The sequence below is a fragment of the Tsukamurella pulmonis genome (assembly GCF_900103175.1).
In the GTDB taxonomy this organism is placed as follows: domain Bacteria; phylum Actinomycetota; class Actinomycetes; order Mycobacteriales; family Mycobacteriaceae; genus Tsukamurella; species Tsukamurella pulmonis.
In genome coordinates this window covers 3,260,850-3,277,458 of the sequence record NZ_FNLF01000002.1, presented here as the reverse complement: position 1 = coordinate 3,277,458, position 16,609 = coordinate 3,260,850, and the positions used below count along the sequence as shown (strand labels likewise).

General features: G+C 67.1%; 14 protein-coding genes and 1 pseudogene. 3 read left to right on the top strand and 12 right to left on the bottom strand.

Annotation, left to right across the window (positions count from 1 at the left end):
* The 9 genes and pseudogenes from BLQ62_RS16035 to BLQ62_RS15995 form a co-directional block, all read right to left on the bottom strand.
* The gene (locus BLQ62_RS16035) at nucleotides 1-615 is read right to left on the bottom strand and encodes a TetR/AcrR family transcriptional regulator (protein ID WP_170842921.1); all 615 of its coding nucleotides are present in this window, start codon (nucleotides 613-615) and stop codon (nucleotides 1-3) included.
* A 10-nt stretch (nucleotides 616-625) separates the two neighbouring features.
* Nucleotides 626-1,414, bottom strand: coding sequence for an enoyl-CoA hydratase family protein (locus tag BLQ62_RS16030; protein ID WP_068567731.1), 789 nt, complete (start codon nucleotides 1,412-1,414; stop codon nucleotides 626-628).
* A gap of 10 nt (nucleotides 1,415-1,424) precedes the next feature.
* Entirely contained in the window at nucleotides 1,425-2,603 is a 1,179-nt protein-coding gene (locus tag BLQ62_RS16025) for an acyl-CoA dehydrogenase family protein (RefSeq protein WP_068529790.1), read from the bottom strand.
* Between the two features lie 6 nt (nucleotides 2,604-2,609).
* Nucleotides 2,610-4,565, bottom strand: a complete 1,956-nt coding sequence (locus BLQ62_RS16020; protein WP_068567729.1) for an ATP-binding protein — start codon at nucleotides 4,563-4,565, stop codon at nucleotides 2,610-2,612.
* A 7-nt stretch (nucleotides 4,566-4,572) separates the two neighbouring features.
* Nucleotides 4,573-6,162 carry an acyl-CoA carboxylase subunit beta gene (locus BLQ62_RS16015; protein ID WP_068529795.1) on the bottom strand — a complete coding sequence of 530 codons (1,590 nt, stop codon included), beginning with the start codon at nucleotides 6,160-6,162 and terminating at the stop codon, nucleotides 4,573-4,575.
* A 52-nt stretch (nucleotides 6,163-6,214) separates the two neighbouring features.
* Nucleotides 6,215-7,387 (bottom strand): acyl-CoA dehydrogenase family protein, encoded by a 1,173-nt coding sequence (locus BLQ62_RS16010; protein WP_068567727.1) that lies wholly within the window; start codon nucleotides 7,385-7,387, stop codon nucleotides 6,215-6,217.
* Nucleotides 7,384-9,126, bottom strand: coding sequence for an acyclic terpene utilization AtuA family protein (locus BLQ62_RS16005; RefSeq protein WP_068567725.1), 1,743 nt, complete (start codon nucleotides 9,124-9,126; stop codon nucleotides 7,384-7,386). Before BLQ62_RS16005 ends, BLQ62_RS16010 begins: the two co-directional genes overlap by 4 nt.
* Entirely contained in the window at nucleotides 9,123-9,905 is a 783-nt protein-coding gene (locus BLQ62_RS16000; RefSeq protein ID WP_068567931.1) for a TIGR03084 family metal-binding protein, read from the bottom strand. The genes BLQ62_RS16005 and BLQ62_RS16000 overlap by 4 nt, the downstream gene beginning before the upstream one ends.
* Nucleotides 9,906-10,003: 98 nt before the next feature.
* Nucleotides 10,004-10,444, bottom strand: a pseudogene (locus tag BLQ62_RS15995) (HNH endonuclease family protein); the annotation flags it as partial.
* A gap of 176 nt (nucleotides 10,445-10,620) precedes the next feature.
* On the opposite strand from BLQ62_RS15995, the gene BLQ62_RS15990 reads away from it, so the two are divergent.
* Genes BLQ62_RS15990 through BLQ62_RS23430 form a run of 3 tightly spaced genes read left to right on the top strand, consistent with a single transcriptional unit; the run spans nucleotide 10,621 to nucleotide 14,415 of the window.
* Entirely contained in the window at nucleotides 10,621-11,691 is a 1,071-nt protein-coding gene (locus BLQ62_RS15990) for a tyrosine-type recombinase/integrase (RefSeq protein ID WP_160126305.1), read from the top strand.
* A complete protein-coding gene (locus BLQ62_RS15985; RefSeq protein WP_082756758.1) occupies nucleotides 11,688-13,850 on the top strand; it encodes a tyrosine-type recombinase/integrase in 2,163 nt (720 codons plus the stop codon). The genes BLQ62_RS15990 and BLQ62_RS15985 overlap by 4 nt, the downstream gene beginning before the upstream one ends.
* On the top strand, nucleotides 13,834-14,415 hold the full coding sequence (locus BLQ62_RS23430) for a DUF6262 family protein (protein WP_139184225.1): 582 nt from the start codon (nucleotides 13,834-13,836) through the stop codon (nucleotides 14,413-14,415). The genes BLQ62_RS15985 and BLQ62_RS23430 overlap by 17 nt, the downstream gene beginning before the upstream one ends.
* Before the next feature lie 157 nt (nucleotides 14,416-14,572).
* Here BLQ62_RS23430 and BLQ62_RS24495 read toward each other — a convergent pair whose 3' ends face one another.
* The 3 genes from BLQ62_RS24495 to BLQ62_RS15965 are packed head-to-tail and all read right to left on the bottom strand — an operon-like array spanning nucleotide 14,573 to nucleotide 16,474.
* On the bottom strand, nucleotides 14,573-15,025 hold the full coding sequence (locus BLQ62_RS24495; protein WP_082756756.1) for a nuclear transport factor 2 family protein: 453 nt from the start codon (nucleotides 15,023-15,025) through the stop codon (nucleotides 14,573-14,575).
* Nucleotides 15,022-15,678, bottom strand: a complete 657-nt coding sequence (locus BLQ62_RS15970) for a class I SAM-dependent methyltransferase (protein ID WP_197467320.1) — start codon at nucleotides 15,676-15,678, stop codon at nucleotides 15,022-15,024. Before BLQ62_RS15970 ends, BLQ62_RS24495 begins: the two co-directional genes overlap by 4 nt.
* A 34-nt stretch (nucleotides 15,679-15,712) precedes the next feature.
* Nucleotides 15,713-16,474: an SDR family NAD(P)-dependent oxidoreductase gene (locus BLQ62_RS15965; RefSeq protein WP_082756754.1), complete on the bottom strand. Its 762-nt coding sequence runs from the start codon at nucleotides 16,472-16,474 to the stop codon at nucleotides 15,713-15,715.
* Nucleotides 16,475-16,609: the final 135 nt, after the last annotated feature.

Here is a 16,609-nt window from a genome sequence, read left to right as displayed (position 1 = left end):
TCAGCGCGAGGCGACCACAGCGGCGAGCTGCCGTCCCCAGAACTCGACGACCTGCTCGCGGCGGGCGGCGTCGTCGGAGAGCAGGTCCGCGAGGCCGAGGCCGCGGGCGAGATCGAGCGTCGCCTGCACGGCGCGACGGGCCTCGTCGTCGTCCCGGTCCACCCCCAGCAGGCGCATCGCGAGCGCGAACACCTCACGGGAGTGCTTGTTCTCGAAAGGCAGCATCCGCTCGCGCAGCGCGTCGTCGCTCGCGGCGGCGGTCCACACGTGCAGCGCCGCCTTGAACAGGTCGTCCGTGTAGTACTCGACGATCAGGCGAGCCACCGCGTACGGGCGGTCGGGGCCCTCGGGCACCGCCGCACCGGCCTGGGCCACCTGGGCGAGACGCTGCTCGCCCATGTACTCCAGTGCGGCACTGATCAAGTCCTCCCGGGTGGGGAAGTGGTGCTGCGCGGCGCCGCGCGAGACCCCCGCCTGCCGCGCCACACTGCCCACCGTGGTGGCGGTCCAGCCGCGCGCCGCGAGCGAGGCGATGGTGGTCTCCAGCAGGCGCTGCCGGGTCTCCCGGCTACGGGACTGCTGGGGTGCGCGGATGGGCGGGCGGAGGGGAGTCATCGGATGCAGCCTATTCCGCCGATACCGGTTCGGCCCAGCTCGGCGCGCGCTTCTGCAGGAACGCCGTGATCCCCTCGACGGACTCGGCGGAGCCGAACAGGCGCGCGGACTGCTCGCCGAGCGCGTCGGCCCGCTCGTCGAAGGAACGCAGGATGTCGTGCCAGAGGATCTGTTTCGTTTCCCGGAGCCCCTGCGGGCTGCACAGCTGCAGCTCGGCGAGCTGCTCCGCGACGGCCGCCGCGGGATCCGCCACGGCCGCGGTGATGAGGCCGTACCCGGCCGCCTCCGCGGCGTCGAACTTCCGCCCCGTCAGGAGCAGGGTGGAGGCGACGCGGGAGGGCAGGTGCGGCAGCAGCACCAGCGAGACCATCGCCGGCGCCACCCCGATCCGCGTCTCCGTGACAGCGAACGACGCGGCGGGACCGGCGAAGACGAAGTCGCAGGAGCCGATCAGGCCGAAGCCGCCGGCCCGGACGTGGCCGTCGACCTGGGCGATCACCGGCTTGGGGCACTCGATGATCCCGCGCATCGCGCCGATCATCGCGAGCGTGCGCGACTTCGGGTCCGAGCCGGCACCGTTCGCCGCGGCCTCCTTGAGATCCGCACCGGCGCAGAACGTCGTGCCGGTGTGCGTGAGCACCACCGCGCGCGCCGCGTCGTCGGCCGCGGCCCGCTCCAGGCCGGCGCTGAGGTCGGCGAGGAGCCGCTGCGAGATGGCGTTGCGGTTGTGCGGGCTGTCGATGGTGAGGAAGGTAGCACCGCTCCGCGTCTCGTACCGGACCAGGGGATCGTCGGTCATCGCGTCCCTCCTAGTAGCTCTTGGGCAGGCCGAGCGTGTGCTCGGAGATGAAGTTGAGCACCATCTCGCGGCTGACCGGCGCGATGCGGAACAGGCGCGAGGCGACGAGCATCTGCGCCAGGCCGTACTCGGTGGTCAGGCCGTTGCCGCCGAGCGAATGGATCGCGCGGTCGACGGCCTTCGCCCCGGCCTCGCCGCCGGCGAACTTCGCCATGTTCGCGGCCTCGGCGGCGGCGAACTCCTGACCGGCGTCGTAGAGCGTGGCGGCCTTCTGCAGCATCAGCTTCGCCAGCTCCGTCTCCACCTTGAGCTCGGCCAGCGGGTGGGCGATCGCCTGGTGCGCACCGATCGGGACCTTGAAGACGGTGCGCTGCTTGGCGTAGTCCACCGCGCGGTCGATCGCGTACCGGGCCGAGCCCACGGAACCCGCTGCGGCCATGATGCGTTCGGGGTTGAGCCCGGCGAAGAGCTGCGCGATGGCCGCGTCCGGCTCGCCGACGAGCGCCTCGGCGGGCAGCCGCACGTCGTCGAAGAACAGCGTCCACTGCGACTCCGGGAGGCCGACCTCCATGGGGATCTTCGTCTTCTGCAGGCCGGGGGAATCGGTGGGCATGAGGAACAGCGCGGGACGCAGCTTGCCGGTCTTGGCGTCCTCGCTGCGCGAGACCACGAGGATCACGTCGGCGAGCTCGATGCCGGAGATGAAGGTCTTCTGGCCCGAGATGATCCAGTCGTCACCGTCCCGGCGAGCGGTGGTGGTGATCCGGTGGCTGTTGCTGCCGGCGTCGGGCTCGGTGATCGCGAAGGCGGCGATGGTCTCGCCCGAGGCGATACCGGGCAGCCAGCGCTGCTTCTGCTCCTCGGTGCCGAACTTGGAGATGATGGTGCCGTTGATCGCCGGGGAGACCACCAGCATGAGCAGCGACGAGCCGACCGCGGCGAGCTCCTCGCCGACGATGCCCAGCTCGTACATGCCGGCACCGCCGCCGCCGTACTCCTCGGCGATGTTCACGCCGACCAGGCCGAGATCGCCCGCCGCCTTCCACAGCTCGGTGGGTCCCTCGCCCGATGCGATCTTCTCGCGCATGTACTCGGGGCCGAACTTGCGACCCAGTTCCGAGACCGTGGCGCGGAGCGCCTGGCGCTCCTCGGACTCGATGACGTCCAGCGAGATGGGTCCTGTGCTCATGTCCTGCTACTCCGTATCTTCCAGCACGGCGACGACGGCGCCGGCATCGATGTTCTGACCGACCGCGACGGGGATCGAGGCGATGACCCCGTCCGCCGGGGCCGAAATGGCGTGCTCCATCTTCATGGCCTCCATCCACAGCACCGGCTGGCCGGCGGTGACGGAATCGCCCTCGGCGGCGCCGATCCGGGTGATCACGCCGGGCATGGGGGCGAGCAGGGAACCCGCCGCCGCGGCGGCATCGGCGGACGGCAGCCGGTTCACCAGCGTCAGCGTCGCCGCGCCCCGCGCGGTCTCCACCTCCACCACCGTCTGGTCGCCGGGGTAGGCGGTCACGGCGAAGGTGCGCCGGACCCCGTCCCGCTCGACGGCCACGCTCGCTCGCTCGCCGTCGTCGAGGACGGAGGCGACGCCGGCACCGTCGGCGGTGAACTCCCGCTCGTCGGCGGTGCGGAACTCGGGCGCGAGCGTGCGTGCGCCGATGTTGCGCCAGCCCGGGGCGACGTGCGGCAGCGGGCTCGCCGCGGCGCCCCGTCGATCCAGCACGGCGCCGGCGGCCGACGCGGCCTCCGCCAGCTCGTCCTCGCCCAGCAGGGGCGCGGCGAGACGCTCGAGCCGCTCGCCGGTCAGGAAGTCGGTCGCGAAATCGCCGGCCTTGAAATCGGCATCGGCGAGGACGCGCACCAGCAGGTCGCGGTTGGTGGTCAGGCCGTGGATCACGGCCTTGCGCAGCGCGGCCTCCGTGATCGCGAGCGCCTGCGCACGGGTCGGGGCGAAGCCGATCACCTTGGCCAGCATCGGATCGTAGAAGACCTCGACCACGCTGTCGCGGCGCGCCAGCGCGCTGTCGAGGCGGATGCCGGGGCGGTCCGGACCCGAGAACTCGCTGACCACACCGGGCACCTCGAAGCGGTGCACGGTGCCGGCGGCGGGCCGCCAGTCGTTGGCGGGGTCCTCGGCGTAGAGGCGGGCCTCGATCGCCCACCCGCGGGTCGCGGGCGGCTCGGCGGAGGGGAGGGGCAGGCCGGCGGCCACGTCGAACTGCAGCCCGACCAGATCGAGGCCCGTGGTGGCCTCGGTGACGGGGTGCTCCACCTGCAGGCGGGTGTTGACCTCGAGGAAGAAGAACTCGCCCTCGTCGGTCGCGAGGAACTCGACGGTGCCGGCCCCGGTGTAGCCGATCGCCTTCGCGGCGTTGGCAGCCGCCTCGTACAGCGCCATCCGCATGGCGGGATGCCGCTCCACGAGCGGCGACGGAGCCTCCTCGAGCACCTTCTGGTGGCGCCGCTGGATCGAGCACTCGCGCTCGCCCACGGCCCAGACCGTGCCGTGCGCGTCCGCCATCACCTGGACCTCGATGTGGCGGCCGCGCTCGAGGTAGCGCTCGCAGAAGACGGTGCCGTCGCCGAAAGCCGACTTCGCCTCGCGCTCGGCGGCGTCGAGGTTGTCCTGGAGCTCGGCGCGGGTGCGCACCACGCGCATGCCGCGGCCGCCGCCGCCCGCCGACGCCTTCACCAGTACGGGGAAGTCCTTGTCGGAGACCTGGTCGGGCGTGAGGTTGGTGAGCATCGGGACGCCGGCGTCCGCGAGGCGTGCCTTCGCCGCCACCTTCGAGCCCATCGCGGTGATGGCCTCGGGGGAGGGTCCGATCCAGATCAGGCCGGCGGCCTGCACCGCGGCCGCGAAGTCTGCGTTCTCGGAGAGGAAGCCGTAGCCGGGGTGGATCGCCTGCGCACCGGTGGCCTTCGCCGCGGCGATGATCTTCTCGGCCTGCAGGTAGGTGTCCGCGGGGGACTCGCCGGGCAGCCGGACGGCCTCGTCGGCCTCGGCGACGTGCGGCGCGTTCGCGTCCGGATCGGAGTAGACGGCCACGGCGCGCAGGCCGCGGGCGTGGGCCGCCGCGATGACGCGGCGGGCGATCTCGCCGCGGTTGGCGACGAGGACGGAATCGAATGTCGTCATGCTTTCCTCACATCCGGAAGACGCCGAAGGCGTCGGTGCCGTGGACGGGGCCGTTGTGGATGGCGGAGAGCGCCATGCCGAGGACCGTGCGGGTGTCGCGGGGATCGATGATGCCGTCGTCGTAGAGCATCCCGGACATGAAGGCGGGCAACGACTCCTTGTCGATCTGGGTCTCGATGGCGGTGCGCATGCCGTCGACGAACGCCGGGTCCATGGCCTGCCCCCGCGAGGCGGCGGAGGCCGCGGCGACCTCGGTGACCACGTCGGCGAGCTGCTTGGCCCCCATGACGGCCGAGCGGGCGCTGGGCCAGGAGAACAGGAAGCGCGGGTTGAAGGCGCGACCCGCCATGCCGTAGTGCCCGGCGCCGTACGAAGCACCGGCGATGAGCGAGAGGTGCGGCACCTCCGAGTTGGAGACCGCGTTGATCATCATCGAGCCGTGCTTGATCATGCCGCCGCGCTCGTACTCGGCGCCCACCATGTAGCCGGTGGTGTTGTGGATGAACAGCAGAGGCGTGTCGTAGCGGTTCGCGAGCTGGATGAACTGCGTGGCCTTCTGCGCCTCCTCGGAGAACAGGACGCCGCGGGCGTTGGCGAGGATGCCGATGGGGTAGCCGTGCAGGTTCGCCCAGCCGGTGGTCAGCGAACCGCCGTAGAGGGGCTTGAACTCGTCGTAATCGGAGTCGTCCACGATGTGGGCGATGATCTCGCGCGGGTCGAACGGGATCTTCAGATCGTCGGGCACGATGTCGAGCAGGCCCTCCGCGTCGTAGCGCGGGGGCTTGACCAGGCTCGACGGCGCCGCGCCCTGCTTGTGCCAGTTGAGCCGCTTGACGATCGAGCGCGCGATGCGCGCCGCATCGAGCTCGTCGTTGGCCATGTAGTCGCCCAGACCCGAGGTGCGCGAGTGCATCTCGGCGCCGCCGAGCGTCTCGTCGTCGGAGATCTCGCCCGTCGCGGCCTTCACCAGGGGCGGTCCCGCGAGGAAGACCTTGGAGCGCTCCTTGATCATCACCACGTGATCGCTCATGCCGGGGATGTACGCGCCGCCGGCGGTGGAGTTGCCGTAGACGACGGAGATGGTGGGGATGCCGGCCTTGGACAGCTGCGTGAGGTTGCGGAACATCGCGCCGCCGGGGACGAAGACCTCCTTCTGCGTGGGGAGGTCGGCGCCGCCGGACTCGACCAGGGACAGCACCGGGAGCCGGTTCTCCTTGGCGATGTCGTTCAGGCGCAGCGACTTGCGCAGCGTCCACGGGTTGGAGGTTCCGCCCTTGACGGTGGGATCGTTGGCGACCACCATCACCTCGACGCCCTCGACCACGCCGATGCCGCCGACGAGGGACGCGCCGACCTGGAAGTCGCTGCCCCAGGCGGCGAGCGGCATCAGCTCCAAGAACGGGGAGGCGGGATCGAGCACACTGTCGATCCGCTCGCGGGCGGTCAGCTTGCCCCGCCCGCGGTGCCGCTCGACGTACTTCTCGCCGCCGCCCGCGAGGGCCTTGTCGAACTCGGTGGTGAGGTCGGCGAGCTTGCCGAGCATGGCCTCGCGATACGCGCCGGAGTCGGGCGCTGGTGTGCTGCGGAGCACCGTCATGAAGGGAGTCCTTTGCCTTGGTGGGGGAACTGCCGGGGAGCTGGAGCGGGAATCACTTGTAGCCGAGTCGGTTCGCCGCGAGGGTGGTGAGGATCTGGGACGTGCCGCCGCCGATGCCGAGGATGCGGACGTCGCGGTAGTGCCGCGAGACCTCGTACTCGGACATGTAGCCGTGGCCGCCGAAGAGCTGCACCGCCTCGTTGGCGACCCACTCGCCGCACTCGACGGCGGTGTTCTTGGCGAAGCATGCCTGCGGTACCAGCTCCGCGGCCGCACCGGGGCCGCCGGACGCGAGCGCCTCCGAGTACTGATCGGCGACGTGCCGGCTGTAGACGCGGGCCACCTCGATGCGCCGCCGCATCTCGGTCACCGTGTTCTGCACCGCCTGCCGCTTGATCAGCGGCTTGCCGAAGGTCTCGCGCTGGCGGACCCAGTCGAGCGTGAGGTCGAGGCAGCGCTGCGCGTGCGAGTAGGCCTGCACCGCGAGAGCCAGCCGCTCGGTGACGAAGGCGGCGCCGATCAGCAGGAAGCCACTGCCCTCGGGGCCGATGAGGTTCTCCGCGGGGACGCGGACGTCGGTGAAGGAGAGCTCCGCGGTGTCGGAGGCGTGCCAGCCCATCTTCTTGAGCGGAGCGCTGACCTCGAAACCGTCGAGGCCCTTCTCGATCACCAGCAGGCTGATGCCGCTCGCGCCCTCGCCGCCGGTACGCACGGCGGTGACCACCCAGTCGGCGCGCACGCCCGAGGTGATGAAGGTCTTGGCGCCGTTGACGATGTAGTGGTCTCCGTCCTTGCGGGCGGTCGTCGTCAGATGGCCCACGTCGGAGCCGCCGTTCGGCTCGGTGATGGCCAGGGAGCTGATCTTCTCGCCGGCGAGGACGGGCGCGACCCACCGGGACTTCTGCTCGTCGGTGCCCGCGAGGATGATGTGCGGCACCGAGATCCCGCAGGTGAACAGGGAGGCGAACAGGCCGCCGGAGCCGCCGGCCTCGTGCATCGCCTCGCACACGATGAGGGCGTCGCGGGGGTCGCCGTCGCCGCCGCCCACCGACTCGGGGAAGGAGACGCCGAGCAGGCCGAGTTCGCCGGCCTTCTTGTGGAGCTCGCGCGGCAGGAGGCCCTCGGCCTCCCAGTCGTCGAGGTGCGGCAGGATCTCGCGCTCGGTGAACGCGGTCACGGTCTTGCGCAGGGCGAGCCGCTCCTCGGACTCCCACAGGTCGGTCATGCGATCTCCTTGGTCGTGTGGCCGGCGGGCAGCAGGCCGACGGGCAGGTCGACGTAGCGGCCGCGGAGCCATTCGCCGACCCCCTTGGCCTGCGGGTCGAACCGGTAGCCGTGCGCGACGCCCTTGCCGAGCAGGTCCTCGATGACGAAGTTGAGGGCCTTGAGGTTGGGCAGCTCGTACCGGCGGACGGGGAGTTCCGCAGCCTCCGGAAGGAGTTCGCGCAGAGCCTGTTCGGTCAGATTACTGCGGAGCCACTCGTAGGCCTCGTCGGACTCCGCCCACACGCCCACGTTCGCGCTGCCGCCCTTGTCGCCGCTGCGGGCGCCGAAGACGGTGCCGAGCGGCACCCGGGCGGTCGCGGTGGTGGCCGGCGACGGCGCGGTGCCCGGCTGCGACGGGTCGGCCGGGAGCTCCTGGACCACCAGCGGCGGCGCGATCTCCACGACGGTCCCGTCGGGACGGTGCGCCCGGTGCGGCACGTCCTCGTTGGGCACGTACACCGCCTGGTAGACGCCGTAGGGCCCGCCGCTCGACGGGGGCGCCATCGGCGAGGCGCCGGGGTAGGTCGCGAGCGCGAGTTCGACCGCCGCGGAACTGAAGGCGCGGCCGACCCGGTTCGGATCGGTGTCCCACGCCACGGCTGTCAGGGTGGCCGACGCGGCCGCCTCGGTGGGGGCGTCGGGGTGATCCGTGCGGGCGAGGCGGAACTGCAGGCCCGACGGTGCCGGATCGAGCGCCGCGCGCAGCTGCGCCTCGAGCAGCGCCGCCTTGCGCTCGACGTCGATTCCGGTGAGCAGGAAGGCGATCTCGTTGCGGAAGCCGCCGAGCGTGGTGGTGGCGACCTTGGTCGTGGCGGACGGCGCCTCGCCGCGCACGCCCGTGACGGTGACGCGATCGTCGCCGTCCTGGGCCAGCGTCATGGAGTCCAGGCGCAGGGTGACATCGGGATTGGCGTACCGCTGACCGGTGACCTCGTAGAGCAACTGCGCGGTGACGGTGCCCACCTCGACCACGCCGCCGCTGCCCGGCTGCTTGGTGATGGCGAAGGAACCGTCGTCGGCGATCTCGGCGATGGGGAAGCCGGGGTGCAGCAGTCGCTCGATCGGGTGGCGGTCGAAGAAGGCGTAGTTGCCGCCGGTGGCCTGGGTGCCGCACTCGATGATGTGGCCCGCCGCGACGGCGCCGGCGAGCGCGTCGAAGTCGGTGCGCTGCCACCCGAACTCGGCGATGGCGGGGCCGAGGATCACGGAGGCGTCGGTGACGCGGCCCGTGATGACGATGTCGGCGCCCGCGGTCAGGCACTCGGCGATGCCGAAGGCGCCCAGGTAGGCGTTGGCGGTCACGGCGTTCGGCACGCCGAGCTCCGCGGACCGGGCGATGAGATCGTCACCGTCGACCCAGCCGACCGTGAGATGACGGGCGGACTCGTCTGCGTTCTCGATGGCCTTCTCGACGGCGGCGGCGAGGCCGCCCGGGTTGAGGCCGCCGGCGTTGACGACGACCTTGGTGCCGCGCTCGGCGAGGAGGCCCAGGTGCGGCGTGAGGTGCCGCAGGAAGGTCTTGGCGTAGCCGAGGTCGGCGTCCTTGAGCCGGTCGCGCCCGAGGATGAGCATGGTGAGCTCGGCGAGGTAGTCGCCGGTGATGTAGTCGACGCGGGGGCCGGCGAGCATCTCGCCCAGGGCGGCCGCGCGGTCGCCGTAGAAGCCCGAGACGTTGGCGATGCTGATGGTGCGGGTCATGCTGTTCCCTCCTGCGGGGCGCGGCCGGTGCCGGGGGCGCCGGCGAAGCACTGCGCGATGGTCAGCCAGTGAGCGGCGTCGGCGCCGGTGGCGACGAGATCGGTGTCGGCCACGTTGACGCGCTGGGTCGCGAGGCGGCAGAAGTCCTCGAGCGAGCCCGTCACGCGCTGTGCGGCGTCGCCGGGGCCGAAGCTGACCTCGGAGCCGTCGGCGGCGACCAGGAAGACGTCGAAGGGCTCGGCGGGCGGCGTCTGGCCGTTGATCGTGTAGGCGAAGTCGCGGGTCTTGTAGGCGATCTTGGCGACGTGGGGCAGCGCCTCGGGGGCGTCCAGCTCGACGCCCGCCGCGTCGGCGATGTCGAGGCCGTGCGCCCAGGTCTCCATGAGCCGGGCGTTCGCCATGGTGGCCGGCCGCATGGGCGGGCCGAACCAGGGCAGCTGGGTGCCGGGGTCGGCCTCGCGCAGGGCGATCGCGAGCGCGGCGCGAGCGCGGTCCCAGCGCGCGCGGAGGTCGGGGTCGGCTGCGAGCTCGGCCGCCCCGGCGTCGACGAAGCCCATCGGGTCGGCCATCGCGTCCTGCAGGATCGCGGTGAAGCCGTCGGGGTCGGTGGCGGCGACGAGGGAGACCTCGTCGGTCCAGGCGAGGTGGGCTACCTGGTGGGCGACGGTCCAGCCCTCGGCGGGGGTGGGGACCGACCAGTCGGTGAGGGAGTCGGCGATCGCGGCGACCGCGGCCGAGGTGGACTCGAGCGCATCGAACACGGGGGCTGAAGTGGGCACGCGCACACTCTGTCAGCCCGGACCGAAAAAAACAAGCAGCAATGCTTGTTTACTGGGTGCGGCGCGGTACAGAGCAGCGACGGCGGGCGGAGCGAAGCTCAGGGGCAGCTCTGCGCGGCCCGGTCGATCACCGCCGCGGAGGCCCGGTCGACGGACAGGCCGTACTCGCGGGCGACGAAGGAGAACTGCCGGGCGTACTGGCAGTGGAAGCGCTCGTTCGAGGGCATCCACCGGCCCGGGGGAGAGTCGCGCTTGTTCTCGTTCGCCGGACCGTCGACAGCGACCAGGTTGCGCGGATCGTTGGCGAAGGTGGCGCGCTTGGCGTCGTCCCACGACCACGCGCCCATGTCCCAGGCGTAGGCCAGCGCGATGACGTGGTCGATCTGCACCTTCGCGGAGGTCTTCGCGCCGCGCTGGAAGCGGATGGTGGCGCCGCCGTACGGGTCGACCAGCACGCCTGTCGCGACCGCGGTGGGGCAGCCGGACGTGCGCACGTAGGTCTTGTCCTCGAGGTCCCGGTCGAGCACGTCGTTGCGGGTTATCTATACCCACACTCTGCAGGTGAGGGACGTGTGTTACGAGGGTTAGCTGCTATTGTGGCTCACATCTATCTTTTAGTAGCGAGTGACGGCGGGCGGTAGGCGGAGGGAGGGGGGTGATGCGGTGGAAGGTTGAGCAGGCACGGCACCGGGCGGGATGGTCGACGTGGTTGGTGGTGGACGACGAGCAGTTCGATCCGCATCCGGAGGCGATGCGATTTGCTGTCTCGATGGAGGGGGCTGAGAAGTCGCCGAACACGATCCGTACCTACATGTTGGCGGTCGCAGCGTTCCTGACGTGGGCGGCGGCCGATGGGGTGCGATGGCAGAGTGTCAACGTGCTTGATCTGGTTCGGTTTAAGCGGCACCTTCAGGTCGTTCCGAGCGCGAGGACAGGGAGGCCGCGGGCTCCCCGAACAGTGAGTGTGATGTTGACGGCGGTCACAGAGTTCCTCCGCTTTTGCGCAGCAAACGGTCACATCGACGCCGCTATCGCTGACCGACTCGTCGAGAAACGCTGGATCCAGCAGAGTCGCGCCCTGGGGCGCGGAGAGGGAGGGCAGTTCCACCGGACGCGGATTAACGCGCTGCGGGTCAAGGTCGCTGAGCGACCGCCGGAAGTTTTCAGCGACGAGCAGGTGCTGGCGATGCGTGAGTACGCGAAGACTGCCCGGGATCGGTTCTTGCTGCGTGTTCTGCACGAAGGTGGCCCTCGCATCGGTGAAACCCTAGGACTCCTCAGTGAGGACATTCACCTCTTGCCCAACTCTCGTGCGCTCGGATGTGCCGTGTCTGGACCGCACTTCCACGTCAGACGGCGAACCGATAATCGGAACTACGCGATCGCGAAGTCGAAGACCCCTCGCCACGTGCCGGTCGCGGACAGCTTCGTCAGCGACTACCGCGACTACCAGCATGAACGGTTTACCTTGTTGGGAGATCGACAGGGCAGGTTTCTGTTCGTCAACTATCGAGGAGCTGAGGCAGGCGGGCCGATGACGTACTCGAACGCCTACCAGATAGTCAGTGGGCTTGGACGCAAATGTGGGTTCAGGGCGACGCCACACATGTTTCGGCACTCGGCGGCAACGGAGTGGATCGCTGCTGGCAGTGAGATCGACGTTGTTCAGAACCTTCTCGGACATGCGACCTCGGAGTCGACCAGTATCTATATTCACGCCAGCGATGCACGGACCCGTGCGGCGGTCGCGGCCGTCCATGCGGCGCGCCAGCAGGGGGCGCGATGACCGTCATTGCGTTCGACCCGCCCGAGAAGGCGGTTCCCGCTGCCACACATCAGAGTTGGGACGAGTTCGTCGCAGCAGCTCTCGACCAGCAGCCATGGCGTCCCGACGAATGGGACCCTGACAGTTTCTCGTTCGTCGGATCGCTCGAATCCGCGCAAACAGGGATCTCCATCTGCCTGCGCGATGGATGTGAGGTAGTCGTCGACGGCGACACCCAATTATGTACTGGCTGCCGAAAAGCAAAAGGCAAGCTCCCCCCTGGAGCGACGCTACCTCCGCGAAGGCTGCACGGTCGGCGCAGCACCGATCCGGGAGCTGCGGGCCGGTTCACGCTGGCCGCGCTAACACCAGCCCTTCGAAACGAGATCCTGTACGGCCTGCAGGACCGTGACCGGCAACAAATCGCGATCAGGCCAATGCATGTGCGGTGCTTGGTCAGTCGCCTTCCTGCGGCCGCGACAACTCTCCTTGATCAAGATGACACGCACTACACCGGGATGCCGCGAGCGGTACTGAGGTCGTTGCAACAGGCGTTGCGCCGCCTTGAACTTCGCCACAGGGGCGAGGATGGCACCGAAGGCGATATCTGGGACTGTGCCCTTGTTGGATTGGTCTCGCACCGCGACCGAAGCTATGTCGCCGTCACCGGCAGTCTTGACTTCACCGTAGTCCGGCAACAGTGGCTTAGGGATCTCACCCGCGACGTGCTCAGGTCCCTGCGGCCGAACGTCGCCGAGTGTCAGCGGTACATTCAAGCTGCAGAGCTCGCGAGCGTTGCGCTGACGGGGCGACGCAACGGCAACGCCCCAGAAAGCCTCAATGCCGGAGACATGGCGGAGATATGCCGCACCATCGCGGCGGCGGTCAATCCGAAGACCGACCGCCCATACTCCGCCACCCACAGCCAGGCGATCATCGGTTGGTGGCGCCGATTGACTGAGCACGCTCGCAGTAGCGGGCTTATGGACCATATTCCAGGAACGTTCGCGGTCCGCCCGGAGCACACGCCCCGCCGCCCGAGCGCCGCTGAGGACGATCTTGGACGGGCCATCCCAGAGGAGTGGACCGCCTACCTCGACGGGCAACTGCATCTACTCGGCACAACCTCCTCTTTCACGCCCAAGGGGTGGGATCTCGACGATGTCCGACAGATGTACAAGGTGTTCTACCAAGTGCTGCGCGATACCGGCCGACGACCAAGCGAGATCGCCAGGCTCAGTGACAACCCAATTGAGTACATCCGCGACCAGCCCTCTCTGATCTACGACAACACCAAAGCTGGCCGGCACAAGCGCCGTCTGCCCATCGACACCTCGACGGCCGACGTAATCGAGGCATGGCGCCAACGTCTGTGGACGCTCTATTTGCCGACAGCATGCGTCGGCTACCTATTTCCCGCCCTGGGAGGCCGGAACAAGGAACGGCGCGAACACATGAACTCCAGCCAGTTCCGCAAGATCTTCAACGCCTGGGCTGAGATCATCCCCCCTCCTCAGGGGTTCTCGGAACCCGCAGCGTCATTCCGGGCAGAGGACCTTGAACTATATGGCTTCCGGCACGCATACGCGCAACGGCACGCAGACAACGGCACTCCAGTCGACGTTCTCCGGGATCTGATGGATCATCGGGAAGTCAGCACCACGATGGGCTACTACCAGGTCACGCTTACCCGGAAGCAGAAAGCGGTGGCGCTGGTCTCGAAAATGGCCGTCGACCGAACAGGTACGGCCGCGCCGTTTGCTGGCGAGCTATCCTATGAGCGGGCAAGCGTGGCAACGGCGTACGGCAACTGCACCGAGCCGAGCAACGTCAAAGCGGGAGGTCAGAGCTGCCCCATCCGGTTCCAGTGTAGTGGCTGCAGCTTCTACCGATCAGACCCCTCCTACCTTGCAGCGATCGAACAACAAGTAGCGCAGCTACGCGCGGACCGAGCTATCGCCCTAACTGTCGACGCGGCCGGCTGGGTGACCGACAACCTCGACGCTCAGATCAAGTCCTACGAGCAAATCGCCGACACGATGCGTAAGCAACTCGCAGCGCTCCCCGAGTCGGAGAAGACAGCCATCGAATCAGCCTGCACAGATCTCCGAAAGGCCCGCCAAGCAGCAATCATCCCCATAGGAAGCCTGCGACGGAGGCTCGATGAAGACATCGTCTGACGCACGAACGCAACACTTAGTCGCAGCACGCCGTGCCGCCGCGGCGGGAAAACAGACCGCCACGTTGGACAAAATCGACGAAATGGTGACCCACGGCGAACAAGTAAGCTTCACGAGCGTCCACCGCGCCGCGCGTGTATCAACCTGGTTTGTCTACAATAACCCCACTGTACGGCTGGCAATCGAAACAGCCATTCAATCGCAATCCAACCAAAATCTTGACAAGGACGGCGGCTCGAACGACACGGTCGATGATCGCACCGCTCAAGGTCTACGCACTGAACTGGCGAATGCGAGAGGTGAAATCCGTGATCTGCGTGGCGAACGTGATCGCCTTCGCCGTCGTGTGCAGCGAAACCTCGGGGACCAGCTCGATGCAACAAGCGCACAAGACCTTGCCAAGGAACTTTGCCGCATTGAAGACGAGAACACCCGTCTTCGGAAAGAACTGCACGCCGCCACCGCAGAAATCGCCATCGTCAAGCGCGAACGTGACGTTGCGATCGCCGACCGAGACGGTGCGCAACTTGCTCTGCGTCAAATGATAAGAAAGGTCCCAAATTAAGCATCGAGATCCAGAGCTTCCACTAAACGATGCTTGGTTGCGATCTCAGTGATCGGTTCCGCTATTAGGTGGGTGCAGTTAGCCGCGCGCAACGGATTGACACAAACGCATGAAGCGTATGTGTGCCGCCATTCCTATGGTCCAACAATCCTGAGCGCTATATGGCGCCTTCTGTGGGAAGCCGCGGCAAGTCGTCACGTTGAACAACACGCCGTTCTATCGACCAGCGGCCCGCTTCGAATACCAGGTAGTCCGTGCACGTGCACAAGAATTCTACAGCCGACGGTCCACCTTGGGGTGTACGGACTACTACAGCATAGCTATCAGCCCGTAGTCTGGTGGTGTCGCCATCTACGTAGCACAGTTCCAGGTTCGTCAAGCAATGTCGTCGACGGTCGCCAGAGTCCCGTAGTTTATTCGCGGCGTCGCGAGCCTCGGTGGCGATGTTGCACCGCCCTTCCTGAGTATCCGGACGTGCGTTCGTCGTGAAGGTCGCGGAATCAGTAAAGTCGGCGGTCCAATCAGTGACGCGACCTTCATCCATAGCCCGCATATGACGGCTGTACAGCTGGGCGACATCTGTGTGAACCTGCGCAGAGATTGAGGTCATCGCGGGCCTCGCGCGCTGAATATTGTCACGCTGCCGCGTACCTCAAGCACGTGGCTAGTGAAATGTTCGTCAAGTGCCGAATGTAACGAATCGACGGTGTCGAGTTCGTTATGGAATGCGCCCATCTTCTGGTACAAGGCGTTGAATGCGCGCGATAGCGGTGTTGCTGATGCGCCGCCAGTTACGACTGTGCTACCAAAAAGCACTCCCTGGGGCTTCAGCAAAGGCTTGATATTGGCAAATACATCTGCCCGGCCTCCCGGTGTCTGTGGAAGGCAGTGCAGTACGTAGTTGAGGCCGATCGAGTCGAACGGTGCGTTTGGAACGTCTTCCAAACTATCGAGTAGATCCGCTCGTGCGACTGACGGGGAGTAGCGGGCAAGACGCTGTTGAACGAATGTTAAAGGATCCGGATTAAGGTCAACGAGTGTGAGTTCTGGATTCATCGACGGAAAGGTGCAGTGGTCGAGATAGTAGCCCGAACCTGGACCGATATCAAGGTGGCGGTCGGTGACGTGCGAATTGTATAAATCGATCAGCCGGCTCGGGGCACACCTCCACAGGAGGTGATTCGCCGCTTGCACCGTCACAAGATCGTAGCCATTTAAGCGTTTGGTTCGATAGAAGGCTTGACCGTGATCGTTGGCTTCCATGGCGCTCATATTGCTCGCTTTCGAGTTTGTCGCTTTAGTAGATTCCGAGTCCGCCGCATACGTTTAACGCTTGTGCGGTCACCGAGGCCGCAGACGGACTTGCGAGATAAGTGACCATTGACGCGACTTCTTCTGGAGAACTATATCGTCCGAGGGGAATCTTCGACTCGAACTCTTGCATGATTTTCTCCTCCGAGACGCCACGCATCTGGGCATACGACTCGCGAATCTCTACCGCCATTGGAGTTTCGACGTATCCGGGACACACGGCATTGACGGTGAGGCCGGTGGGGGCAACTTCTTTGGCAAGCGCCTTCGTGAAGCCAATGACTCCGGCCTTCGCGGCCGAATAAGGGGTTCCAAAAGGGACGCCTTGTTTACCGCCTGTCGAGGCAATATTGATAATACGTCCTGTGGACCTACGGATGCTTGGTGATGCAATTAGAACCGCGCGAGTTACCCAGAATACGCTGTTCAGGTCAGTCTCGATTACATCGAGCCACAAGTCGTCGGTAATCGTGGCGATGGGGCCGCCGCCGCCGCGTCCAGCGTTGTTGACCAGAATGTCGATGGGTCCGTGCTCAGCGACGACCGCGGAGACCAGGGTCTGTACCGCTGCTCGGTCACGAACGTCGTTGACGTACCCGCCGATACCAGGCATCCCGTCAACGACCCGATCGAGCTTGTCCTGCCTACGCCCAGTGACGACGACCCGGAATCCAGCATCGCGAAGCTGCTGGGCGCAAGAATACCCGATGCCACTTGTTCCACCTGTAACCAGAGCTAGCGCCCCCACAGTTCCTCCCGACCTACGATGATTGCTTGCGCGTTCACGTTGGTCACCTCCCGTCCAGGCTGAATCGAGGTCCAATAGTGAATGATCTCGATCGGTCTTCGAGTTGATCTTGAACTGTGGGCTTCAAGATCGTAA

Excerpts from the sequence above, each read along its gene's own strand:
- BLQ62_RS24495 (WP_082756756.1), bottom strand. The coding sequence starts at position 15,025 with ATGACCTCAATCTCTGCGCAGGTTCACACAGATGTCGCCCAGCTGTAC.
- BLQ62_RS16015 (WP_068529795.1), bottom strand. The coding sequence starts at position 6,162 with ATGACGGTGCTCCGCAGCACACCAGCGCCCGACTCCGGCGCGTATCGC.
- BLQ62_RS16035 (WP_170842921.1), bottom strand. The coding sequence starts at position 615 with ATGACTCCCCTCCGCCCGCCCATCCGCGCACCCCAGCAGTCCCGTAGC.
- BLQ62_RS16030 (WP_068567731.1), bottom strand. The coding sequence starts at position 1,414 with ATGACCGACGATCCCCTGGTCCGGTACGAGACGCGGAGCGGTGCTACC.
- BLQ62_RS15985 (WP_082756758.1), top strand. The coding sequence starts at position 11,688 with ATGACCGTCATTGCGTTCGACCCGCCCGAGAAGGCGGTTCCCGCTGCC.
- BLQ62_RS16010 (WP_068567727.1), bottom strand. The coding sequence starts at position 7,387 with ATGACCGACCTGTGGGAGTCCGAGGAGCGGCTCGCCCTGCGCAAGACC.
- BLQ62_RS16025 (WP_068529790.1), bottom strand. The coding sequence starts at position 2,603 with ATGAGCACAGGACCCATCTCGCTGGACGTCATCGAGTCCGAGGAGCGC.
- BLQ62_RS23430 (WP_139184225.1), top strand. The coding sequence starts at position 13,834 with ATGAAGACATCGTCTGACGCACGAACGCAACACTTAGTCGCAGCACGC.
- BLQ62_RS15970 (WP_197467320.1), bottom strand. The coding sequence starts at position 15,678 with ATGGAAGCCAACGATCACGGTCAAGCCTTCTATCGAACCAAACGCTTA.
- BLQ62_RS16020 (WP_068567729.1), bottom strand. The coding sequence starts at position 4,565 with ATGACGACATTCGATTCCGTCCTCGTCGCCAACCGCGGCGAGATCGCC.
- BLQ62_RS16005 (WP_068567725.1), bottom strand. The coding sequence starts at position 9,126 with ATGACCCGCACCATCAGCATCGCCAACGTCTCGGGCTTCTACGGCGAC.